Below are 23,400 nucleotides of genomic sequence, written 5' to 3' on the forward strand. Positions count from 1 at the left end.
CCGCAAGCGCGCGCCAAGGGTCACTTTTCCGGGTTCTTCGGGCTCCACAGCACCGTCTCGGCACCCTTCTCATAGGCCATGCCGTCGGGGTAGCTGATCGCTTCCAGCTGCAATCCCCAGGGCGCCTGGAAATAGAGAATGGTCTGGCCGGCGGCGGGCCCTTGCTTGACCGGCAGGGGCCCCATGCGTGTCTTGACGCCCTTGCCATCGAGATAGGCTTTGGCGGCGGCAACGTCGTCGACATAGAGGGCGATATGGAAGCCGCCAATGTCGCTGTTCTTCGGCGTCAGATCCTTCTGGTCGGGCGCGGTGTATTTGAACAGCTCGATGTTCGAGCCATAGCCGCAACGCACCATGGTGACCTGCTCGATGACGGCCTTGGGATCGACGCCCAGAAGGTCCTGCATGAAGGTACCCTTGTCATCGGCGAACGGGCCGAACGACATTGCCTTCTTGCAGCCGACCACCTCGGTGAAGAAGTCGACCGCCTGCTTCATGTCGGGGACGGTGATGCCGGTGTGATCGTGGCCGCGCATGCCGGGGATCGAATCGGCCGAGGCCATGCCGGCGCCGCCAAGGACAGCGGCGGCAAGCGTTGCATTTCGAAGTATCGTCTTCATGTCAGTCCTCTCCATTGGCGGGACCTGGGTCTTTGCGGTCGCATGTCCGAACCCCGCTTTTCGGCATGTGTATGCATTCATGTCGGGGCCTTGGCGGCGGCAGGAATGTCCAGCCAGCCGGCGTCGATTTCGGGCAGCGGAATGGCTCCGATGAGGTCGCGCGTGTAGGCCTGCCTGGGATTGTCGAACAAGGCGTCGGTGGCGCTGGCTTCGACGATCATGCCTTCGCGCATGACGATGACTTGCCGGCACAGCCGCCGGATGACCGACAGGTCGTGGCTGATGAAGGCGACGGTCAGGCCCATGTCGGCTGCGAGCTTCTCCAGCAGGGTCAGGATCTGCGCCTGCGTCGACACGTCGAGGCCGGAGACTATCTCGTCGGCCAGCACGAATTTCGGCGACAGCGCCAGAGCGCGCGCAATGCCAACGCGCTGGCGCTGGCCGCCAGACAGTTCGTGGCGGTAACGGCCGGCAAAGCTCTGCGGCAGGCCGACCCGCTGCAGCGCCTCGGCGACGCGCGCCTTCAGATTGTCGCCAAGCCCGTTCTGCTTGAGCGGCGCGGCGATGATGCTGGCGATGGTGCGGCGCGGATTGAGCGACGACATCGGATCCTGGAAGATCATCTGCAGATTGCGGCGCAACGGCCGCAACTCCGCTTCCGGCAGATGCGTGATGTCGCGGCCGTCGAAGCCGATGCTGCCGGCGCTGGGCTCCAGCAGGCGCACCAGGGCACGACCGAGTGTCGACTTGCCGGAACCGGATTCGCCGACGATGCCGGTCACCGAGCCCTTCGGCAAGTCGAAGTCGAACCCTTTCAGGATTTCGGCCAAAGGCGCACGGCCGATCAGCGGCTTGCGCGTCATGTCGGGCAAGGCGACCTTCAGCCCGCGTACGGAAAACAGCGGCTCAACCATGCGGCCGCCTCCACGCCAGGTCTGCTGCTGCGATCTCGGCGGCAAGCCCAGCCAGCACCGCTCCGTCCACGGGTTTCAGCGAGGCGAAAGGGTCGGTATAGCGCGGCGTCGCCGCCATCAGCGCCCGCGTATAGGCGTGCTGAGGGGCGGCGAAGAGCGCTGCCGTATCGGCTTCCTCCACCACCTTACCGGCATAGAGCACCGAGACCTTCTGGCTGATCTTGGCGACGACGCCGAGATCGTGGGTGACGAACAGGATCGCGGTGCCGTGCTCGCGCTGCAACGCGGCGATCAGGCGCAGGATCTGCTTCTGCACGGTGACGTCGAGCGCCGTCGTCGGCTCGTCGGCGACGATCAGCCGGGGTTCGGCGGCGAAGGCGGCCGCGATCAGCACGCGCTGGCGCATGCCGCCGGACAGCTCGTGCGGATAGCTTTTCAGCACGCGCTCGGGATCGCGGATCTGCACCTCGTCCAGCAACTGCCGGGTGCGCCGATCGGCCTTCTCGCCGCTCCAGCCGAGAATGCGCACCAGCCGGTCGGTCATCTGCGGACCGATGCGGCGCGACGGGTTGAGCGCGGTCAGCGGATCCTGCGGGATCAGCGCGGTGCGGGCGCCGATCAGCGTGCGCCGTGCCTTGGGCTGAAGCCTGCCGAGGTCTTCGCCCTCGAGCAGCATGTCGCCTTCGACGAGCCGCACGCTCGACGGCAACACGCCGAGCACCGCCTTGCCGATCATCGTCTTGCCGGCGCCGCTCTCGCCGACCAGTGCGCGCACCTCGCCGGGTTGCACGGCAAGCGACACCGAGCGCAGCACGCGCTGGCCGTTCGGCAGCACGGCGCTGAGATTGGCGATGTCGAGACAGGCGCTCATCGCAGCACCGGGTCGAAACGGGCCTTCAGCGCTTCGCCGAACTGGCTGAACGACAGCACGGTGAGGATCAGCGTGATCAGCGGAAACACCAGCACCCACCAGGCCTGATGGATCGACAGCCGGCCCTCGGCGATGATGCTGCCCCAGGTCGGATCGTCGGTCGAGATCGACAGATTGACGAAGGACAGGATCGCCTCGACGATGACGGCGATGCCCATCTCCAGCGACAAAAGCGCCACGATCGACGGCACCACATTGGGCAGCACTTCGCGCAGCATGATGCCGATGCGGCCATAGCCGGCGATGCGGGCATTCTCGACATAGTCCATGCGCGACTGGCCCATCGCCTCGGCGCGGATCACCCGGCAGAAGCGCGTCCAGTCGATGATGGCGATCGCCAGGATGACGGAGCTGAGGCCGGTGCCGAGCACAGCGACCAAGAGGATGGCGAACAGCACCGGCGGAAACGCCATCCAGATATCGACGACGCGCGAAATGATGCGGTCGGCCCAGCCGCCGAAATAGCCTGCGATCAGCCCGAGCGTCGAGCCGACGAGGCAGGCGGCGATGGCCGCCGCGAAAGCGACGATGAAGGCGATACGGCCGCCGAAGATCAGCCGGGACAACAGATCGCGGCCGAGGCTGTCGGTGCCCAGCCAATAGCCGGGCTCGGCGCCATCAAGCCAGAAGGGCGGCAGCCGCTCCAGCATCAGATCCTGCGCCAGTGGATCCTGCGGCGCCACCAGCGGCGCGAAGATCGCCGCCAGCAGAGCCAGCAGCAGCCAGCCGCCGGCGAGCCACAGCCTGGGGCTCGGTCCGCGTCTTGATGTGCGGGCCTCATCCATGGCGCAGCCTCGGGTTGAGCAGGGCATACATCATGTCGACCACGAGATTGATCAGCACGAACAGCAGCGCGAAGACCAGCACGATGCCCTGGATCAGCGGCAGGTCGCGGTTGATGACGGCATCGATCGCCATGTTGCCGAGGCCTTCATAGGAAAACAGCCGCTCGACGATGACGGTGCCGCCGATCAGGAAGGTGAACTGCACGCCGACCAGGGTCAGCGTCGGCAGGGCGGCGTTCTTCAGCGCCTCTCGCAGGATGACCTGCGTCTCGGAAAAACCCTTGACCCGCGCCAGCACGACATAGTCGAGGTCGAGCACTTCCTTCAGCGACTGTTTCAGCAGTTGCGAGATGATCGCCGCCAGCGGCAGCGCCAGCGCCACCGCCGGCATCAGCATGTGCTTCAACAGGTCCCAGGTCAGGTCGAAGCGCAGCCGCAGCAGGCTCTCGAAGAAATAGAACTGGGTGGCGAAGGGCAGGTCGAGCTGCGGCGACACACGGCCGGAAATGTCGAAGATCGGCACCAGCACGCCGAACAACAGGATCAGCACCAGGCCCCACAGGAAATCGGGAATGGAAAGTGCCGCCCCGCTGGCGATGTCGATGCCTGCCTCCACCGCCGTGCCGCGTTCTCTGGCGCCGAGGACCGCCGTCGTACCGCCGATCGCCACCGCCATGATCAGCGCGACGATGGCCAGTTCCAGCGTCGCCGGCAGCCGGTTGAAGACGAGGCCGAGCACGTCCTGCCGCAGCGAAATCGAGGTGCCGAAATCGCCCCGGACAACGCCGGACAACCAGATGAAGAATTGCTGCACGATGGTCTTGTCGAGCCGGTAGAGCGCGCGCAGGCGGGCGATGTCGTCATCCGTCGCGCCGGGCGGCAGCATCATGGCGATCGGATCGCCGGGCGCGACGCGGATCACGACGAAAACGACGATGGCCACGCCGAACAGCGTGATCAGCATCGTCAGAAGACGGATCAGGAATCTTTGCAGGAGCATGCTGGCTGAAGCCCGGCCTGTCTCAGTGATCGGTTAAGCGAAACGCCCTCTCATCCGGCCGCTTGGCGGCCACCTGCTCCCCGAGGGGAGAAGGTGGCCCGAAGGGCCAGATGAGGGGGCCTGCGTAAGTTGCACGCTGTCTTGGAACAGCGTGCCTTGTCGTCAGTCTCAGGCCGGGGTCATCAGTGCCGGCAGCAACGCGCCGGAGACATGCTGCACCACCTTGACGCCCTTGGCATGCACGATCGGCTGCGCATACTGCATAAGCGGCAGCACATAGGCCTGCTCGGCGATGTATTTGTCGACCGCCTTCCAGCCGGCGATGCGCTTGGCCTCGTCCTTCTCGCCCCACAGCGGGTTGATCATGTCGATCAGGTCCTGGCTGTCCCACACCGAGTGCGGGCTCGGCCCGTACATGGCAAAGCCGGTCGAGGTCGTCGGGTCGCCGATGGCGTTGCCCCAATTGTAGAAGGCCGCCGGCGCCAGCTTGTCGGCGGCGCGCAGTTCGTAGTGCTTGGCGATCTCGTAGACTTCGATCGTCGCTTCGATGCCGACCTTGCGCCACATGCCGACGATCGCCTGGATCATCTCATAATCCTTGGGCTTGAAGCCCTTGGTCGTCTGGATGGTGAACTTGACCGGCTTTTCCGGCGAATAGCCGGAGGCTGCAAGCAACTCCTTGGCCTTTTCCGGATTGTGCTCGACCTTGATCGACGCATCGTAGGCCGTGTATTCCGGCGTCTCCAGCGTGGCGATCGGCTGGCCGTAGCCGCGCAGCAGCCGCTTGACCAGAAGCTCCTTGTCCACCGCCATCACGGCTGCTTGGCGCACGTTCTTGTCCAGCATCGCCTCGATGTCGTTGAAGAAGATCATGCCGATGTCGGAAACATTCTTGATCGAGCCGGCAAGTCCGTCCTTGGCGATCAGGCGGTCATATTCCTCGTAGGGGATTTCGAGCGTCACCTGCGAGGAGCCGGATTCGATCTCGGCGACGCGGCTCGCCGCGTCGGTGACGAACTTGATCGTCACATTCTCGAAAGCCGGCTTGCCGCCCCAATAGTTCGGATTGGCCTTCAGCCGCAGGAAGGCGTTGCGCTCGAACTTTTCCACCATGTAGGGGCCGGTGCCGATCGGCGCTTTCTCGAAGCCTTCGGCGCCGACCTTCTCGTAATAGGCCTTCGGCAGGATGTAGCCGGTCAGGAACGACATCCATTTGAAATAGACCGGGTCGAACTGCACCACGTCGCCCGTGATCTTGTTGCCGTCGATCTTGAAGTTGCTGACATTCTTCCAGACGAACTGGATCGGGTTGCCGGTCTTCTCGTCGCCCGCGCGCTGCAGCGACCAGACAACGTCCTCGGGCGTGAAGGGTGAGCCGTCATGCCATTTCACGCCCTCGCGCACCGTCATCATCACCTTGGTGCGGTCGTCGTTCCAGCCCCATTCCGTGAGCAGGCCAGGGGCGAAGGACAGGTCGGGCTTCTGCGGGATAAACTGGTCGAACACCGACTGGTAGAGGCCCTGGATCGTCGGGTTGACGGCCGAGGGCCCAGTGGTCGGATCCCAGGACGGCAGGTTGACATTGTATGCGATGGTCAGTTCGCCGGCCGCCGCCTTGGCTATTTTCGGCAGGCCAACCGCGGCCATGCCGAGTGCCGCGGCACTGTATCCCAGCAATTCGCGTCTGTTGATTTTCATGGTCGTTCCCCTTGTTGGTTATTGTCTTTGCGCGGCGCTATCCGTTCATTGGTTCAGGCTTCGTGGGCAGCAGCGCCTTGCCCCTCGTCACCTCGATAAAATCGTCGGAGCCTACCTCCCGCCAAGCTGTTGCGCGAGCATGAGACCCGAGGCCGCACCGGTCCCGGCACCCGGCCATGTCGCGGCTCCCGTCAGATGCAGATTGCCGACCGGCGTGTTCCAGCCGGCATAGCCGCGCGCCGGGCGGAACAAGAAGTTCTGCGCCAGATGGTGGCTGCCGCAAACCTGGTCGCCACCGACCAGGTTCGGGTTCTCGCGCTCGAGGTCGATGGGCGAGAACACGGACCGGCCGAGGATTTTGGCGCGCAGGCCGGGCGCATAAGTCTCGATGATGTCGAGCACGCGATCGCCATAGGCGTCCTTGACCTGATCCCAATGCGCGGGCGCAATCTTGCCGGCAGCATCGCCTGTTATCTCTGCAGGCAGCATGCGCACCTGCACCCACAGCACATGCTTGCCCCGCGGCGCGCGTGAGGGATCGATCGCGGTCGGCTGGCCGACGACCAGCACCGGTTCGTCCGGCAGCATGCCGGCCATTGCCTGCTGATAGGTGCGCGACATGGCGTCGAGCGAGGGCGACAGATGCACATAGGCGAACTGCCGTAACTCAGACCCGGCGCGCCAGTCCGGCAGGTCGTCCAGCGCCAGGTGGATCATCATCGTACCCGGCGCATACCGAAATTTTCTCATCGCCGTGTCGAAGCCGGCATTGCCGGACCCCCCCGGCAGCAGCGTGCCGGTCAGCGCCTTTGGCGCGACGCCGGCGATGACGGCCTTGGTGGCTGTATGGGTCTCACCGGAAACAAGCCGCACCCCGGTCGCCTTGCCGGCGGAAACGGTGATCTCGGCCACTTCCGCGCCGGTGACGATCTTGCCGCCGGCGGACGTCACCATGCCGGCCAGCGCCCGGATGATGGTGTCGGCGCCGCCCTTGCCCAGCACCATGCCGAAGCTCTGGTTGGCCATCGATTCCAGATAGGGGAACACCGCACCGCCGGCGATGTCGGGGGCGAAGTCGAGATGCATGCCCCAGGTGGCGAGCGTCGCCCGCACATAAGGCGACTCGAAAGTCTCCTCCAGCCACGCGCGGGGTGACGACAGCAACAGCCTTCCCGTGTCGAGCGCGCCGGATATGCCCTTCTTGCGCCACAGCTTCCACGCTGAGCCGGCCAGCGCGCGGGCGCTCATCGGCGAGCCCAGCAGCCGGAACAGATGTTCGGCCTCGGCCGGGAAGGCGGCAACAAGCCCGCGCCATGTCGCGGCATCGGCGGTGGAGAAAGCGGCCATGCGCGTGGCGGTCTTTTCCAGATCGTTGCTGACGCCGAACCAGCGTCCGTTCGGAAAGGCGCTGGCGAAACAGTCGGCGACCGGAGCGAATTCCAGGCCCTGCGCCTTCAATTCATTTGCATATTTCCGGTGGAAGGCAGAGCCGGCAAACAGGCTCAGATTCATCGCGCCGAAATCATGGCGGAAGCCGGGAAGGGTGAATTCGCGGGTCTGGACGGCGCCGCCGATTGTTGCGCTGCGCTCGAAAATCCCGGTTTTCCAGCCTTTGAGCGCCAGATGCGCGGCGCATGCCAGACTGTTGTGGCCCGCCCCGACAAAGATCGCGTCGAACTCGCTCACGCCCCGTTCCCATTTCCTTTATGCTTAAAGATAATTGCAGATGCATATGTTTTCGTCTAGTAGGATATTAAGGGCCGAGACGAGCCTCGATCATCACCACAAAAGAGGGAACACAAACATGGATACGCAAAAACTCCTCGGCGAAGTCGCCGGCCGGCTGCTTTCAGGGGCCATCAAGGTGGTCGACCTGTCGGCGCAGCTCGGACCGGACACGCCGCTGATCAAGCTGCCGCCGGAACTCGCCGTCGACACGCCCAAGGTCGAGATCCATTCGATTTCCCGCTATGACAAGAACGGCCCTTGGTGGGCGTGGAACTGGCTGAAGCTCGGCGAGCATTCCGGCACGCATTTCGATGCGCCGCAGCATTGGATCACCGGCAAGGACTATCCGGACGGCGCCACCGATACCATTCCGGCGCAGAACTTTGTCGGCCCGGTCAATGTCATCGACTGCTCCAAGGAAGCCGCCGCCGACCACGATTTCCTGCTCACCGTCGACCACATCAAGGCGTGGGAAGCCAAGCACGGCGCCATCAACGCCGGCGAGTGGGTGGTGATGCGCACCGACTGGTACAAGCGCAACGGTTCGGAAGCCGAGTTCCTCAACGCCAACGAGACCGGCCCGCATACGCCCGGCCCGACGGCCGAAGCCATCCAGTATCTGATAGCCAAGGACATCAAGGGCTGGGGCTCGGAGACGATCGGAACCGACGCCGGCAAGGCGGGCGGCATGGAGCCGCCATTCCCGGCGCACACGCTGATGCACAAGGCCAACCGCTACGGCCTCGCCAGCCTGTGCAACCTCGACCAGCTGCCGCCGAAGGGCGCCATCCTGATCGCGGCGCCGCTCAAGATCGAGCACGGCACTGGCAGCCCGATCCGCGCGCTGGCGCTGGTCTCGGGGCAATAGGCGAGGTGGCGGTCTTCGGGAGAAGATCATGGTCGAGGGCAAAACTTCGATGACGAAGTGGGGAAGACCGTCTTGTGACGTCAGCGTTCTACGGCGCCCCCCTCTGTCCAGAGGGGGGCGCGAAGGAACGCGGCTTAGCCCGATTGGCCTCCCGTCATCCAAGGGTACTCCCCAATGAAAGCGCCCGATCACATCATCGTCGGCAGCGGCATCAACGCGCTGGTCTGCGCGGCGATGCTTGGCGGCAAGGGCGCCAAGGTGCTCGTCCTCGAACGCAACGACCGCATCGGCGGCTGCATGCGCACCGAGGAGATCACCGCGCCCGGCTTCATACACGATGTGATGGCGACGACCTTCGTGCTGTTCATCACCTCGCCGGCCTTTGCGGCATTGGGCGGCGACCTCGCCCGGCACGGGCTGGAGTTCTGCCACACGGCCACGCCGACCGGCGTGCTGCGGCCGGACGGCAGCCACGCGGTGCTCAGCACCGACCGCGCCGCCAACGTCGCCGCACTCAATGCGATCGCGGCGGGTGATGGCGACCGCCACGCCGACGATGTCGGTGGCATCGAACGCAATGCCGGCCTGCTGTTCGGCCTGCTCGGCGGCAGCCTGTGGTCCTATCCGACGGCCAAGCTTTTGGCCGGCGATGCCTGGCGGCGCGGCCCGCGCGGCCTTGCCGCCTTTCTCGGCGACGCTCTGGCGCCGGCACGCGGCTGGCTGGAAAGCACCTACCAGTCCGAAACCATCCGCGCGCTTTGGGCGCCCTGGGTGCTGCATGCCGGGCTCGGGCCGGAAGATGCCTTCTCCGGCCAGATCGCCAAGGTGATCGCCTTCGCGCTCGAAGCCGCGGGCGCCCCGATCGTCAAGGGCGGGGCAAGGAACCTGCTGTCGGCCTTCGAGGCATTGATCATCGAGCGCGGCGGCGTCATCTCCACCGAAGCGGACGTCGCCTCCATCATCCTGGCTGGTGGTCGCGCCACCGGTGTGCGGCTGGCCTCGGGCGAAACGGTCCATGCGAAGAAGAGCATCATCTGCTCGGTGACGCCGACGCAGCTTTATGGCCGGCTGCTAGGCAGCGAGGCGCCCAAAGCCGACATCGAGGCAACGCGGAAATACCGCTACGGCAAAGGCAACTTCCAGATCCACTACGCCCTCGACAAGCCGCCGGCATGGCGCGGCGGAGGACTGGACAAGGTGGCGTTGTTGCATCTGACGCCGGGCCTGGATGGCGTGTCGAAAGCCTGCAACGAGGCGGTGCGCGGCATGCTGCCGGAAGTGCCGACCATCTGCGTCGGCCAGCCGCACGCGCTCGACCCGTCGCGCTGTCCGCAAGGCAAGGCGATCCTCTGGCTGCAACTGCCAGAGGCGCCGCGCCACATCAAAGGCGATGCCGCCGGTAAGCTGGAGGCCCCGGCTGATGGGCAATGGACCGACGCATTGCGCGAGGCCTATGCCGACCGCGCTGGAGCGATCCTCGCCAGCCACATCGATGGCTTCAAGGACAGCGTGATTGCGCGCCGAGCCTATTCGCCGACCGACCTTGAAGCGATGAACATCAATCTGGTCGGCGGCGATCCCTATGGCGGATCCTCGACCATCGACCAGTCATTCCTGTGGCGGCCGTTCAAGACCAGCCGCAACCACCAGACCGGCATAAAGGGGCTTTATCATATCGGCGCCTCGACCCACCCCGGCGCGGGTCTCGGCGGCGGTTCCGGCTTTCTCCTGGCGAGGAGGCTGTGATGGAACAGAAGGTGGCGGAAAAGCGCCAGCGCATTTCGACGCTCGGGCAGATCGGCCTGCAGCAATTCGCGCCCTATCTGATGAACCGCATCATGGGCCGCTACAACGCCACCTTGCGCGATGATTTCCGCAAGCAGGGCCTGACCATTCCGCAGGTGCGCACGCTGGCCGTGCTGTCGGTCACCGATGGCGTCACCGTCAACGACCTCTCGGTCTATACGGTGATCGAGCAGTCGACCTTGAGCCGCACGCTGGACACGCTGGAGGGGCAAGGTTTCGTGCGGCGCGAACAGGGCGTCACCGACAGCCGCATCCGCCATGTCTTCCTGACCGATGAGGGCCGCGCCGAGTTCACTCGCGCCTGGCCGGCCATGCATGACGCGTTCGAGGCGATGTTCGACGATATCGACGACGCTGAATATGCGGCACTCATCGCCACGCTTTTGAAGATGCTCAAGAACATTCGCAAGCACGACATCTAGACGTACGCGCCGCCGGTTCTCGGCGGCAACGGAAGGAGGCAGAGATGGCCGAACGGTCTTTCGCCAAGGAAGTTGAAAAACTCAGGCTCGGCGCCGGAGAGGAGTTTGCCGGCGAGGGCATCCTCGCCATCACCAAGGCGCTGCTGCAATGCGGCGTCGGCTATGTCGGCGGCTACCAGGGCGCGCCGATCAGCCACCTGATGGATGTGCTGGCCGACGCGCAGGACATTCTGGGCGAACTCGGCGTGCATTTCGAGGCGAGCGCCTCGGAAGCCACCGCCACCGCCATGCTCGCCGCCTCCGTGCATTATCCCATCCGCGGTGCCGCGACCTTCAAATCGACCGTCGGTACCAATGTCGCCTCCGATGCGCTCGCCAATCTTGCCTCCGGCGGCGTCACCGGCGGCGCGCTGATCATCGTTGGCGAGGACTATGGCGAGGGCTCCTCGATCATGCAGGAGCGCAGCCATGCCTTTGCCATGAAGAGCCAGGTCTGGCTGCTCGATCCACGCCCCAACCTGCCGTCGATCGTCAAGGCGGTGGAGGACGGCTTCGAGCTGTCGGAATCCTCCAACACGCCGGTCATGCTGCAAGTGCGCATCCGCTGCTGCCACGTTCACGGCCATTTCACCGCCAAGGACAACAAGCGGCCGCCGATGACGGTCGCCGATGCTCTCGAAGCACCGCGCCGCGACACCGGCCGCATCGTGCTTCCGCCCGCCTCCTTCCTGCATGAGAAGGAGAAGGTGGCGAAGCGCTGGCCGGCCGCCGTCGATTTCATAAAGAGCCGCAAGATCAACGAATTCTTCGGTTCGGACCACGGCTCGGTCGGTATCGTCATGCAGGGCGGCATGTACAATTCCGTCATCCGCGCCTTGCAGCGTCTCGGCCTTGCCGACACCTATGGCGAGACGGACGTGCCGCTCTACGTGCTCAACGCCGTCTATCCCTTGATCGACGACGAGTTCCTGTCCTTCTGCGAGGGCAAGCAGGCGGTGCTGGTCGTCGAGGAGGGCCAGCCCAATTACATCGAGCAGGCCTTCGCGGCGATGCTGCACAAGGCCGGGCGTGGCTCCAGGCTGGTCGGCAAGGAATATCTGCCGATGGCCGGCGAATACACCGGCCAGGTCATGCTCGACGGCATCGGCGCCTTTCTGCGCGCCGAGGCGCCGCATCTGCTGCCCGGTGAAGTGCGCGCGCCCAACAAGGTCGGCGACGGCGTCGACACCGCGGACCTGATCAATGTGGTGCCGGGCCGTCCGCCGGGCTTCTGTATCGGCTGCCCGGAGCGGCCGATCTTCGCCGCGACCAAGCTGGTCGAGCAGGAACTCGGCAAGCACCACATCGCCTCCGATATCGGCTGCCATCTGTTCTCAATCATGCCGCCCTTCGAGCTCGGCGCCACCACCATGGGCTATGGGCTGGGGCCGGCCTCGGCGTCGGCGTTCAATTCGCCCGATGCCAAGCGCCGCTCGATCTCCTTCGTCGGCGATGGCGGCTTCTGGCACAACGGCCTGACCTCCTCGATCGGCAATGCGGTGTTCAACAAGAATGACGGCGTCATCGTCATCGTCGATAATTTCTATTCGGCCGCTACCGGCGGGCAGGACATCCTGTCATCGCGCGCCGGCAACAAGACCAAGTCGACAAAACATCCGATCACCGAGGCGGTGAAGGGCATGGGCGTCAAATGGCTGCGCCATGTCGACCGCACCTACGATGTCGGCAAGATGCAGGACACGTTGCGCGAGGCGCTGACGACGGAGGAGAAGGGGCCGAAGGTCATCGTCGCCTCGTCAGAATGCATGCTCAACCGCCAGCGCCGCGAAAAGCCGCTGGTCGACAAGGCGATCAAGGGCGGCGAGCGCGTGATCAAACCGAAATTCGGTGTCGACGAGGACATCTGCACCGGCGACCACGCCTGCATGCGGTTGTCGGGCTGCCCGTCACTGTCGGTGAAGTCGCTCGACGATCCGCTGCGCGACGATCCGGTGGCATCGATCGACCAGAACTGCGTCGGCTGCGGCAATTGCGGCGAGGTCGCCGATGCCGCCGTACTCTGCCCGTCCTTCTACCGCGCCGATGTAGTCCACAATCCGAGCCGCTGGGACCGTTTCCTGGAATCCGCGCGTCGCGCGGTGATCAGCCTTCTGCAGCGCCGCCGCGAAAGCCGGCGCCTGACGTTCGCCAATGCTTGACGCTGTCCCGCCATTCCGCGCCAAGGACGGCACCCAGGACGACCAGCGCGTCATCAAGCTCGCTGTGCTGGCGGTCGGCGGCCAGGGCGGCGGCGTGCTGGCCGACTGGATCACCGATGTCGCCGAACGCAATGGCTATGTCGCGCAATCGACCTCGGTCGCCGGCGTGGCGCAGCGCACCGGCGCCACCATCTACTATGTCGAAATGGCCCGGGACACCGGCCGGCTGCCGGTCTTCGCGCTGTCGCCCTCGCAAGGCGATGTCGACATATTGGTCGCCGCCGAATTGATGGAAGCCGGCCGTGCCATCATCCGTGGTTTCGTCACGCCGGAGCGCACCACGCTGATCGCCTCTTCGCACCGCATCGCCGCGGTATCGGAGAAGATCGAGCCGGGCGACGGCCGGGCCTCATCTGCCAAGGTGCATGCGACGGCGGAATCCGCATCGAAGCGCTTCATCGCCTTCGACATGGAAAAGATCGCCGCCGACAATGGTTCGATGATCTCGGCCAGCCTGCTTGGCGCGCTGGCGGGCTCGGACGCACTGCCCTTCACGCGCGAAAGCTACGAGCAGGCGGTCAGTGCCGGCGGCCGCGGCGTCAAGGCCAGCCTCGCCGCCTTTGGCGCCGCCTATGACCGGGCGCGCGGCACGGCGGCACCGGCGCCGAGGCCGGCAGGGCCGGCCATTGTCGAATCCGCATTGGGCGCAGGGCGCGTGAGCGGCCCGCAAAACCTGCTGCAGGGCTGGCAGGCGCTCGCTGCCCGCATCGACCTGATGCCCGTGGCGGTGCGTGACATGGCGTTGCGGGGCCTGAGGAAGGTCGTCGACTATCAGGACATCGCCTATGGCGGCGAGTATCTTGACCGGCTGGACAAGGCCGTCGCGGTGGATCGCGCCGACCATGCCCATGCGCTGTCCATCGCCGCCGCCAAGCACCTCGCCAACGCGCTGTGCTATGACGACATGATCCGTGTCGCCGACCTGAAAACACGGTCGACCCGTGACAGGCGCGTGCGCAAGGAAGTCGGCGTCAAGGAAGGTTCGATCCTGCAGGTCACCGAATATTTTCATCCGCGCATCGAGGAGTTCTGCGGCACGATGCCGGCGGGGCTGGGCAGCTATATCGAGAGCCGGCCGAAGCTTGCCGCCTTCCTCGACCGCCGCATCAACCATGGCCGCCGCATCCGCACCGACAGCTTTGCCGGCTTTGCGGCACTCTGGTTTATCGGCGGCCTGCGCCGCTGGCGCCGCGGCCTGCTGAGGCACAAGGTCGAGACCGCGCATCTCGATCGCTGGTACGCGCTGGCGCTCGCCCATGTGCCCCAGGACTATGCGCTGGCCGTCGAAATCCTCAACTGCCGCCGGCTGATCAAGGGCTACAGCGACACCCATGTTCGCGCCCAGTCCAAATTCGACCGCGTGCTGTCGGCGCTTGCCATGCTCAAGGGCCGCGACGATGCCGCCGACTGGATCCGCCGCCTGCGCGAGGCGGCGCTGAAGGACGAAAACGGCGACATGCTCGACGGCGCGCTGAAGACAGTGGCGACGCTCGGGCCAGGTCCGGCAATCTCGGCGCCCTAACCCTGAGATACCAGAGGCATCACCGGTTCCGGGTTCCGTTTCCAGGCGCAATGAACGACGTTCATTTTTCGCTTGAACAATGTTCAAGATGTGATAAGGTGCGCTTATGAACGATGTTCATTTCTGGCGAACCGAAAGCCGCGATATGGACATCGGGCACTGTAAGGAAGTTTAACCAGCTCATGACTATCACTGAGCTTGAAATAGCGCCTGCAACCCGCAGGGCCTCCGGCGAATAGCCGTAGGGTTCCGCCAAGTGGAAATCGCCATGAACACGCATCTGATGTTGTCCCGGCGCTTTGCGCCTCTGTTCTGGACGCAGTTCCTGTCCGCCTTCAACGACAATTTCCTCAAGAACACGCTCGTGTTCCTGATCCTCTTCACGCTGGCAGCCGACCAGGCGGCCTCGCTGGTCACTTTGGCTGGCGCCGTCTTCATGGCGCCCTTCCTGTTGTTGTCGGCGCTTGGCGGCGAGATCGCCGACCGCTTCGACAAGGCGCTGATCGCGCGCCGGCTGAAATTCGCCGAGATCGCCGCCGCGGGTGTCTCCGTCGTCGGCATCGCGCTGTCGTCTATTCCCGTGCTGATGACGGCGCTGCTGATGTTCGGCATCATCTCGGCGCTGTTCGGGCCGATCAAATACGGCATCCTGCCCGATCACCTCGAGCGCAAGGAACTGCCTAAGGCCAACGCCTGGATCGAGTCGGCCACGTTTGCCGCCATCCTCGGCGGCACCATCGCCGGCGGCGTCGTGTCGGCCGATGGCATCGGCGTCACGGTGTTTGGACCGATCATGATGGCCCTGGCCGTCGGCTGCTGGTTCGTCAGCCGCTATATTCCGCCCACGGGTTCCGCGGCACCTGACCTCGTCATCGACAGGAACATCTTTCGCTCGACCTGGCGCCAGGTCAGCGAGCTGCGGACCGACACGCGGATCTGGCGCGCCGGCCTGATGACCTCATGGTTCTGGCTGATCGGCGCCATCGTGCTTTCGATCCTGCCGACCTTGATCAAGGATTCGCTCGGCGGCAACGAGATCGCCGTCACCGTCTATCTCGCTGTGTTCGCCGTCTCGATCGCCATCGGCTCGGCGATTGCCGCATGGATGTCGCAGGGGCGTATCGTGCTTCTGCCCGCACCGGTCGGCACGGCGCTGCTGGCGCTGTTTGGCCTGCATTTGGCCTGGACCATCTGGAGCATGCAGCCTTCGCCGAAGGCGCAAACTCTTGCCCTGTTCTTTGCCGGGCCAGACACCATCCGTGTGGCGATCGACCTCGCCGGCATGGCCATCGCCAGCGCCTTCCTCGTGGTGCCGACCTTCGCCGCCGTGCAGGCCTGGTCGCCCGAGGCGCGCCGCGCCCGTGTCGTCGCCGCGGTCAGCATCGTCAATGCCGGCTTCATGACCGTCGGCGGCATCCTCGTCGCCGCGATCCAGACGAAAGTCTCGACCGGCGGCATCCTGTTCGGCCTCGCCGCGGCCAATGCCGTCGCCGCCTGGCTGATGCTGAAATTCCTGCCGACCAACGCCTTCCGCGATTTCGTCTCCATCCTGTTCCGCGCCTTCCTGCGCCTGGAGGTCGAGGGCATGGAGAACCTCAAGGCGGCCGGCACGGCGCCGATCCTGGCGCTCAACCATGTGAGCTTCCTCGACGGTCCGCTGGCGCTGACGCTGACCGACGAGGAGCCGGTCTTCGCCATCGACTACGCCATAGCCCAGGCCTGGTGGATGAAGCCGTTCATGAAGCTCGCCCGTGCCTTGCCGCTCAATCCGGCCAAGCCGATGTCGACCCGCACGCTGATCAAGATCGTGCAGGGCGGCGATCCGCTGGTCATTTTCCCCGAAGGCCGCATCACCGTCACCGGCGGGCTGATGAAGGTCTATGATGGCGCCGCCATGGTGGCGGACAAGACCGGCTCGATGGTCGTGCCGATCCGCATCGACGGGCTGGAGAAAAGCCCGTTCTCCCGGCTGACGTCGCAGCATGTGCGCCGCCGTCTGCTCCCGAAGGTCAAGGTGACCATACTGGAGCCGGTCAAGCTGCAAGTGCCGCCGGAGCTGAAAGGCCGCAAGCGCCGCGCCGCGGCGGGGTCTGCACTCTACCAGGTCATGTCGGATCTCGTCTTCCGCACCCAGGACATCGACAGGACGGTGCTGGAAAAGATCATCCTGACGGCGAATGAACGCGGCATGAAACGGCTCGCCGTGCAGGATCCGGTCACCGGCTCGCTGAGCTATGGCAAGCTGCTGACCGCGGCCGCCGTGCTCGGCGAGAAATTCCAGAACCTTTATGCCGATCAGCAGACGCTCGGCATCATGCTGCCCAACGCCAACGGCTCGTGCGCCACGCTGCTCGGCGTGATGTCGTCCGGCAAGGTGCCGGCGATGATCAACTTCACCGCCGGTGCCGCCAACATCCTTTCCGCCTGCAAGGCCGCTGAGGTAAAGACCGTGCTCACGTCCCGCGCGTTTGTCGAACAGGCCAAGCTTGGCGCGGTGGTCGAGGAGATCGGCCGGTCGGTTGACATCGTCTGGCTCGACGATCTGCGTGCAACCATCGGTCTCAAGGACAAGCTGCTTGGCCTGTTGCGCAAGTCGACACCGCGCGCGCCGCGCAAGCCTGACGACCCGGCGGTAATCCTGTTCACCTCAGGCTCGGAAGGCACGCCGAAGGGCGTCGTGCTCACCCATCGCAACATCCTGGCCAATGCCGCGCAGGCGGCCTCGCGCATCGACTTCCACTCGGGCGACAAGGTGTTCAACGTTTTGCCGATCTTCCATTCCTTCGGCATGACGGCCGGCACGGTGCTGCCGTTGATCTCGGGCGTGCCGGTCTATTTCTACCCATCGCCGCTGCACTACCGCATCGTTCCGGAACTGATCTACGCCTCCAACGCGACGATCATCTTCGGCACCGATACGTTCCTCAGCGGCTATGCCCGCACAGCGCACCCCTACGACTTCCGCTCGATACGCTATTGTTTTGCCGGCGCGGAACCGGTCAAGGCAGCGACGCGCATGACCTACATGGAGAAGTTCGGGGTGCGTATCCTCGAGGGCTACGGCGTGACCGAAGCGGCGCCGGTGATCGCCATCAACACGCCGATGTACAACAGGTCCGGCAGCGTCGGCAAAATCATGCCCGGCATGGAATACCGCCTGGATCCGGTACCCGGCGTGGATGAAGGCGGGCGTCTCTACGTGCGCGGCCCAAATGTCATGTCGGGCTATCTGCGCGCCGAGAAGCCGGGTGTGCTGGAACCGCTGGTCGACGGCTGGCATGACACCGGCGATGTCGTCTCGGTCGACGAGGGCGGCTTCATCACCATTCGCGGCCGCGCCAAGCGTTTCGCCAAGATCGGCGGCGAGATGATTTCCCTTGCCGCCGTCGAGGCGCTGGCGGGTGAATTGTGGAAAGGCTCGTTGTCGGCGGTCGCTTCCGTGCCGGATGCGCGCAAGGGCGAGAAGCTCATTCTCATCACCGAGGCTCCCGGCGCCACACGTGCCGAGTTCCTGGCCTTCGCCAAGGCCAATGGCGCCATGGACCTGATGGTGCCCGCCGAAGTGCGCGTCGTCCCGAAAGTGCCGGTGCTCGGCTCCGGCAAGCTCGACTTCGCCGGCGTAACCAAACTGGTGCGGGGGCAGGAGGCGCCGGCCGCCAAGGTCGAGGCCGCCTGACCGAGGCGACATGCTCGACGCTCGACGACGCCGCGCTGAAAGTCGCGGCGTCGCTTGGAGGACTCGATCATGCTCGCAGATACATTCTGCCGATTGCCGTCGCCGCAGGCGCATTGATGCTGTCGAGTGTCAGCTCGCAGGCGCTGCCCATGGCCAAGCCCAGTGCCGCCGCCGCTTGATAATCCGACCGATACATCATTGGCACCATCGCTGGTGATCACGGAGCGGATCGACACGGCGGTGGCTGCGAAGCGGGGTGGGCGCTTCCCCAAGGATGGCGGTCGTGACGCCATCGTGCTTCTTCAAGCGATGAGATCCCGCATCGGCTTCACCCCCGCCGACTCGGGAAACACCTTGTCGCCGAGCACGGCTGCGGACAGGCCGAACTGGTCGGCGAGCAGGCCTTTCAACACCGCCCTGACATCGCTGGTCGGGGCGAGGTCGCGTTGCTGGTAGAGTTGCGCCGGCTTCAATCCCGGCCAGTCCGCGATGACGCGGCCGCCCTTGATCGCGCCGCCGGCGAGCAGCACCACCGTGCCGGTGCCATGATCGGTTCCGACCGTCCCATTGATCCGCGCCGTGCGCCCGAATTCGGTGACGGCAACGATCGCCGTGTCCTTCCAGCGCTCGCCGAGACCCTTTTCGAATTCCTCGAAGGCGCCGTCGAGGCTGCCGAGCAAGGTGGCGAGCCGGCCCGTGGCGCCGCCTTCGTTGACATGCGTATCCCAGCCGTCGAAGACAAGCGCCGCAACACGCGGCCCGTCATCGGCCGCGATCAGCCTTGCCGCACCTTGCGCGGCCTGCCGCATGCCGGCGGCGCTGCCGAGGCCACCCTTCGGCTTCATCGCCCCATCCTTCGGCTTAATCGCGTTGCCGCCGGGCCGGTCGTCGAGCGCCATGCGGTCGGCATCGAGGCCGTTTTGCAGCGCCATCGCCAGGACCAGGTCGCGATGCTGGTAGAGGTCGAGAACCCGCGCCGCGAGGTCGCTGGCTGGCGCCGGCATCGATTGCGGCGCCCAGCCGAGCACGGGAGCCGCGCCGCGGATCACCAGCGGCGTCGATGGTCCGACGGCCAGCCCGCCAAGCGTCGCCACGCGGTCGCCCGCCGGCAGGCTCTCCAGCGCCCGGTTGAGCCATCCGGTGGCGACGTGGCCCGGCCCGGCGAAACCGCTTTCCAGCACGTCCTGGCCGTCGAAATGCGAGCGTTCGCGATAGCCGGTCGCAGCCGCATGCACCACCGCCGCCTGCTTGTCCTTGAACAGCCGCGCAAAGACCGGCATCGCCGGATTGACCGCGAAGAAACCATCGAGCGGCAATGCCGCGTGCGGGCCGGCGAGCGACAAAGCGATGTCGCCATGCAGGCCGGCATAGTCGGGATCGCCGATCGGACCGACCGCCGACAGGCCGTCGAGCGCGCCGCGCAGCACGATGACGATCAGGCGCGGGTCGCGATTGTCGGCGGCGCGGGCGAAACGAGGCAGATAGGCCCAGGCAAATAGCGCGCCGCCGGTCATCAGCACGGCGCGGCGGGAAGGGTGAGGGGTTTCACACAGCAGGCTCATGACTTGGTCTCCATGTCGGCGCCGGACCTGTCGCTCGCGCTAGCGTCTCTGGAATTCGGGCGCCATCAAGAGCAGCGCCAGGCCCTGTTGCTTGGACTCGGCGCGGGCGACCGCTTGCCGCGTTTCCGGCGAGGCGGAGGGACCGATGACGGCGTCGAGCATGTCGTTGGGATTGCCGATATCCTTGACCTGGCGGGCCGCCTGCCAGGCGATGTCGAGGCGGATCTTCATGCCTTCGGCCGAGGTCCAGCTGTCCGCCTGGTCGGAAAAACCGTTCGGCCCCGGCGGTTGCCAGAGCGGCTCGCCCAGCGCATTGAGCCAATTGAGCGACTGGCCGGGATCGTTCGCCGGACCCGGACCGGCCGCCCGGCGGATGGCGGCGATATAGTCGAAAGGCGAGCGCATCTTGGCCAGAGGCGCCGACCAGGCCTCCGGCATGTCGATGAGGGTCGCCGCCAATGCCCGGAGATTGCCGTCGCTCTTGGCGAAAACCTTGGCGAGGCGCGCGACAGCCGCGGGCGGCGGATCGTCGGCTATGAAATGTCGGGCAAGTTCCGTGGCGATGTGCTGCGCCGTCGCCGGATGGCGGGCGATGTCGTTGAGCGCCGCCTCGGCCTGACCCATGCCGCCGGCCGGATAGGTCTTGCCCAGCAGCACCGCATCGCCCGGCTCATGTGCATTGGCGTTGAAGACGGAACTGCCGGGCTCGCCCAGCCGGCCTTTGCGCCCCGCCATCGTCCAGCCGGTCAGGATGCGCGCGAAGCTGGTGACGTCGGCCTGGGTATAGCCGCTGCCGACGCCCAGCGTGTGCAGTTCCATGATCTCGCGGGCGAGGTTCTCGTTGAGGCCGCGCCGGCGGTTCTTGCCGGCGCGGGAGTCCGGGCCGATCGACTGCTGGTTGTCGAGATAGAACAGCATCGCCGGATGCCGCTCCACCGCCATCAGCATGTCGGCGAAGCGGCCGAGCACGAAGGGGCGGATGGCTTCCCGCTCGAAGGCGCCGGCGCTCGCCCGCACGATGTTGTCCTTCGCCACGGAGACGCAGAAATGGTTCGACCAGAAATACACCAGGCGTTCGACGAAGCCGGCCTCGGCGCCAAAAGCCTTGTCGAGGCGCGCCTGGGCTTCGGCGCGAAACAGCGTGGCCTCGATTGGCGGCGCGGGTTTGCCCGGTGGCGCGGGCGGCGGAACAGGTTGGGCAGGCGCAACCGGTTCCGGCGTGGCCTGGGTGCTCGCCATTGCGGGCTGCGCCGTGGCTGCGGCCATGTGCTCGCGGTCGAGCTTGCGTTGGAAGTTTGCCGCCATGCTGGCCTGGATGGCCGGCGTGCTGCCCGGCAGGCTCGCATAGGCCGGATCGTCGAGCGGGATCAGGGCGATGTCGGGCTGCCGCAGTTCCGCCTTCAGATAGCCCCGCGGGTCGTGGGCCACCCTGTCGCGGTCGCCGGGCCTTGCCCCGAGCCCGAAGCGGTTGAAAGCGACGAGCACTGGATCTGGCGGGGAATTGGAGGCCGGGATATCCAAGTCAGCTCTCCATTGCTGGGGCTTCCCGCGCACGGCGCCGGAAGCCCGTTCGAGCCGTTTCGTGCCTGTTCAACTGAGGTCGTGGGGCCGACGAAGTTGTCGGCCCCCGAAGCCCCTACCAGCGATGCCAGCGGTGCCAGTGACGGTGCGGATGCCACCCATAGAAGACCGGGCGATGCCAATAATGGTAACCGGGGTAGACGACCACGCGATTGGGGACGCAGCGCCCCCAGGGATTGGGATGCCAGCCAGGTCCGCAACCCCAGGCGACGTGCTCGACCAGCGCCGGGGCGGCAACCGGCGCCAGTGGCATCGCCGAGGATGCCGCGACCGTAGCCACCGTTCCGGTCATCGCGAGAGCGGCGGTGGCCGCGTATTTTGTCAGATAGTTCATGACCATGCTCCGAAGTTGTCCGAGGTTGAAACCTGTCGGCGCCAGATGGCCCGGCAGATCCTGCCCTTCATCTCGTTAAACGGGCGCCATCGGCATTTTCCGTCGGTCGTCACGGCGATTTTTTTGGCGGTGTCGACGGCTGCGGCCCGGCGCGCCTTGAGAGCCCTTCCGCCAGCAGGCTGCGATCCTCGGCGGAGCCTGCCGCCGCGAACTCGATGATGCGCTGCTCCAGCCGCGTGCGCACGGTGACGTCGGCATTGCGGGCTCGCTCCAGGGCGGCGGCCAGGGCCGCCGTGTCGAGGACGGGCTGCCGCAGCAGATCCGCCGCATCGCGCCTGGCCTGCTGGCCGTCGCGAATGATTTCGCGCGACTCTTGGCGGACTTCGCGCAGCGCCTTGCGGAACAGCGTGCGTTGCTGGTCGGGAAGCCGGCCGCCTGCCGCCTCCAGCGAATAGCCCTGGGCCGGCTTGCCGCGTTTTATCCAGACGGCCCCGCCGGCAAGCGCGCCGGCCAGGAAGACGTTCAGCACCACCGATGCGATGAGGAGATTGCGGCCGGTGCTCATAGGTCTTCCTCGATCGTGTCGGGTCCGGCATCGCCGAACGCCGTCGCATTGGCGTCGAGCACATAATGGTCGGGCTGAACTTCGGGCGTGACGACGGTCACCAGGGCCAGTCCGGCAATGGCGCCGGCCAGCCCTATGCCGGCCAGCCCCAGCCCCAGCCACCAGAAGCGCTGATGCCGCCGCCGGACGATGTACCGGTCGGCGGTCCGCAGGATCGTATCGTGCAGCGCCTTGCCGGGGTGCGGGACGCGATAACTGTCGAGCACGGCGTCAAGCGTATCGGCCCGTCGCGAGATGGCCTGGCCTGTCTCGCTTGAGGCAAAGGCGGTGGCGGCGTCGCGCTCCGCTTGTGGCCAGCGCCGCAGATCGCCGCCATAGGCTTCGGCGAGCGCCGCGAAACGCCTAGCGTCCATTGCCGGTCCGTCCTCGATGTCTTCAGCCATCTGTCTTCCCCTTGCCCCTTGGTGCCGCGTGCCCACGCGGGTTGGAAACGAGGCCGGCCGGCCCCCGCCGGACGTCCATAAAGCGCGGTGAATGTCCGCCATTCATGGTCGCGGTCTTCTCAGTCATGGACGCCATCCCTGGCCAGGATCATCTGCAAGGCCCGCCGGCCGCGCGAAAGCAGGCTCTCCAGCGCATCGACGCTGATCTCCAGGGTCGCGGCCGCCTCGATGTTGGACATCTCCTGATAATAGACCAGGATGATCGCCTCGCGCTGGCGTGGCGCGATCGCCTGCAAGGCCTGCTCGATCCCCTGCGGCTCTTCGCGGGCGTCGGGAAGCGGGGCAGGGTCGACCATGTCCGGCAAATCGTCGGTCACCAGTTCCCGGCGCCGGCGCAGCCGGTCGTAGCAGAGGTTGAGCGTCACCCGATGGATCCAGCTGTCGAAGCGTGCATTGCCGCGCCGCCAGCTCGAGGCGTGGCGCCAGATGCGCACGAAGGTCTCCTGTGCGACATCCTCGGCCTCCGCCGCATCGCCCAGCATGCGCACGGCGAGCGAAAGGATGCGCGGCAATTTGCGCGCGACGAGCGTCTGCACGGCCGCCGGGTCGCCGGCACCGACCCGGCGAACCAACTCCTCGTCCGGATCGGCGCTCATCGGCTGGCGCACTCCCGATTTCCATCACGTG

Annotated in this window: 20 protein-coding genes; 6 read left to right on the forward strand and 14 right to left on the reverse strand. The window is 65.8% G+C overall.

Annotated elements, in window-relative coordinates:
- Positions 1 to 20 precede the first annotated feature (20 nt).
- From FJV83_RS14220 to FJV83_RS14250, 7 genes are all read right to left on the reverse strand, one after another.
- Positions 21 to 620 carry a VOC family protein gene (locus tag FJV83_RS14220; RefSeq protein ID WP_095771756.1) on the reverse strand — a complete coding sequence of 200 codons (600 nt, stop codon included), beginning with the start codon at positions 618 to 620 and terminating at the stop codon, positions 21 to 23.
- A 77-nt stretch (positions 621 to 697) separates the two neighbouring features.
- A complete protein-coding gene (locus FJV83_RS14225) occupies positions 698 to 1,534 on the reverse strand; it encodes an ATP-binding cassette domain-containing protein (RefSeq protein WP_095791945.1) in 837 nt (278 codons plus the stop codon).
- Positions 1,527 to 2,405, reverse strand: a complete 879-nt coding sequence (locus FJV83_RS14230) for an ABC transporter ATP-binding protein (protein ID WP_095791944.1) — start codon at positions 2,403 to 2,405, stop codon at positions 1,527 to 1,529. Before FJV83_RS14230 ends, FJV83_RS14225 begins: the two co-directional genes overlap by 8 nt.
- Positions 2,402 to 3,250 (reverse strand): ABC transporter permease, encoded by an 849-nt coding sequence (locus tag FJV83_RS14235; protein WP_095771759.1) that lies wholly within the window; start codon positions 3,248 to 3,250, stop codon positions 2,402 to 2,404. Before FJV83_RS14235 ends, FJV83_RS14230 begins: the two co-directional genes overlap by 4 nt.
- The gene (locus FJV83_RS14240) at positions 3,243 to 4,250 is read right to left on the reverse strand and encodes an ABC transporter permease (protein ID WP_142886535.1); all 1,008 of its coding nucleotides are present in this window, start codon (positions 4,248 to 4,250) and stop codon (positions 3,243 to 3,245) included. Before FJV83_RS14240 ends, FJV83_RS14235 begins: the two co-directional genes overlap by 8 nt.
- 168 nt (positions 4,251 to 4,418) lie before the next feature.
- Positions 4,419 to 5,948, reverse strand: a complete 1,530-nt coding sequence (locus tag FJV83_RS14245; protein WP_142886536.1) for an ABC transporter substrate-binding protein — start codon at positions 5,946 to 5,948, stop codon at positions 4,419 to 4,421.
- Positions 5,949 to 6,059: 111 nt separating this feature from the next.
- Positions 6,060 to 7,634 (reverse strand): NAD(P)/FAD-dependent oxidoreductase, encoded by a 1,575-nt coding sequence (locus tag FJV83_RS14250; protein WP_142886537.1) that lies wholly within the window; start codon positions 7,632 to 7,634, stop codon positions 6,060 to 6,062.
- Between the two features lie 118 nt (positions 7,635 to 7,752).
- Here FJV83_RS14250 and FJV83_RS14255 point away from each other — a divergent pair, with 118 nt between their 5' ends.
- The 5 genes from FJV83_RS14255 to FJV83_RS14275 all read left to right on the forward strand — a co-directional run bounded on the left by FJV83_RS14255 (position 7,753) and on the right by FJV83_RS14275 (position 14,552).
- Positions 7,753 to 8,544: a cyclase family protein gene (locus FJV83_RS14255; RefSeq protein ID WP_095771763.1), complete on the forward strand. Its 792-nt coding sequence runs from the start codon at positions 7,753 to 7,755 to the stop codon at positions 8,542 to 8,544.
- Between the two features lie 174 nt (positions 8,545 to 8,718).
- Positions 8,719 to 10,290, forward strand: coding sequence for an NAD(P)/FAD-dependent oxidoreductase (locus FJV83_RS14260; protein WP_095771764.1), 1,572 nt, complete (start codon positions 8,719 to 8,721; stop codon positions 10,288 to 10,290).
- Complete coding sequence (locus FJV83_RS14265; RefSeq protein WP_095771765.1) at positions 10,290 to 10,772, forward strand: MarR family transcriptional regulator; 483 nt, start codon at positions 10,290 to 10,292, stop codon at positions 10,770 to 10,772. Before FJV83_RS14260 ends, FJV83_RS14265 begins: the two co-directional genes overlap by 1 nt.
- Positions 10,773 to 10,816: 44 nt before the next feature.
- Positions 10,817 to 12,970, forward strand: a complete 2,154-nt coding sequence (locus tag FJV83_RS14270; RefSeq protein WP_095771766.1) for an indolepyruvate ferredoxin oxidoreductase subunit alpha — start codon at positions 10,817 to 10,819, stop codon at positions 12,968 to 12,970.
- Entirely contained in the window at positions 12,963 to 14,552 is a 1,590-nt protein-coding gene (locus FJV83_RS14275) for an indolepyruvate oxidoreductase subunit beta family protein (protein WP_142886538.1), read from the forward strand. Before FJV83_RS14270 ends, FJV83_RS14275 begins: the two co-directional genes overlap by 8 nt.
- Before the next feature lie 61 nt (positions 14,553 to 14,613).
- Here the strand turns inward: FJV83_RS14275 and FJV83_RS14280 are convergent, their stop codons facing one another.
- A complete protein-coding gene (locus FJV83_RS14280) occupies positions 14,614 to 14,832 on the reverse strand; it encodes a hypothetical protein (RefSeq protein WP_142886539.1) in 219 nt (72 codons plus the stop codon).
- On the opposite strand from FJV83_RS14280, the gene FJV83_RS14285 reads away from it, so the two are divergent.
- Positions 14,821 to 18,228, forward strand: coding sequence for an acyl-[ACP]--phospholipid O-acyltransferase (locus tag FJV83_RS14285; RefSeq protein WP_095787241.1), 3,408 nt, complete (start codon positions 14,821 to 14,823; stop codon positions 18,226 to 18,228). The genes FJV83_RS14280 and FJV83_RS14285 overlap by 12 nt on opposite strands.
- A 302-nt stretch (positions 18,229 to 18,530) precedes the next feature.
- On the opposite strand, the gene FJV83_RS14290 is transcribed toward FJV83_RS14285, so the two are convergent.
- From FJV83_RS14290 to FJV83_RS14315, 6 genes are all read right to left on the reverse strand, one after another.
- Positions 18,531 to 19,790 (reverse strand): DUF1501 domain-containing protein, encoded by a 1,260-nt coding sequence (locus FJV83_RS14290; RefSeq protein WP_142886540.1) that lies wholly within the window; start codon positions 19,788 to 19,790, stop codon positions 18,531 to 18,533.
- 39 nt (positions 19,791 to 19,829) lie between these two features.
- Positions 19,830 to 21,311 carry a DUF1800 family protein gene (locus FJV83_RS14295; protein WP_142886541.1) on the reverse strand — a complete coding sequence of 494 codons (1,482 nt, stop codon included), beginning with the start codon at positions 21,309 to 21,311 and terminating at the stop codon, positions 19,830 to 19,832.
- Between the two features lie 115 nt (positions 21,312 to 21,426).
- Positions 21,427 to 21,705, reverse strand: coding sequence for a hypothetical protein (locus FJV83_RS14300; RefSeq protein ID WP_095787337.1), 279 nt, complete (start codon positions 21,703 to 21,705; stop codon positions 21,427 to 21,429).
- A gap of 109 nt (positions 21,706 to 21,814) precedes the next feature.
- Positions 21,815 to 22,270 (reverse strand): periplasmic heavy metal sensor, encoded by a 456-nt coding sequence (locus FJV83_RS14305; protein WP_095771770.1) that lies wholly within the window; start codon positions 22,268 to 22,270, stop codon positions 21,815 to 21,817.
- Positions 22,267 to 22,713: a hypothetical protein gene (locus FJV83_RS14310; protein WP_245437733.1), complete on the reverse strand. Its 447-nt coding sequence runs from the start codon at positions 22,711 to 22,713 to the stop codon at positions 22,267 to 22,269. The genes FJV83_RS14305 and FJV83_RS14310 overlap by 4 nt, the downstream gene beginning before the upstream one ends.
- A gap of 119 nt (positions 22,714 to 22,832) precedes the next feature.
- Positions 22,833 to 23,369, reverse strand: a complete 537-nt coding sequence (locus tag FJV83_RS14315; RefSeq protein WP_095791935.1) for an RNA polymerase sigma factor — start codon at positions 23,367 to 23,369, stop codon at positions 22,833 to 22,835.
- Positions 23,370 to 23,400: the final 31 nt, after the last annotated feature.

The sequence above is a fragment of the Mesorhizobium sp. WSM4307 genome (genome assembly GCF_007003945.1).
Lineage (GTDB): Bacteria > Pseudomonadota > Alphaproteobacteria > Rhizobiales > Rhizobiaceae > Mesorhizobium.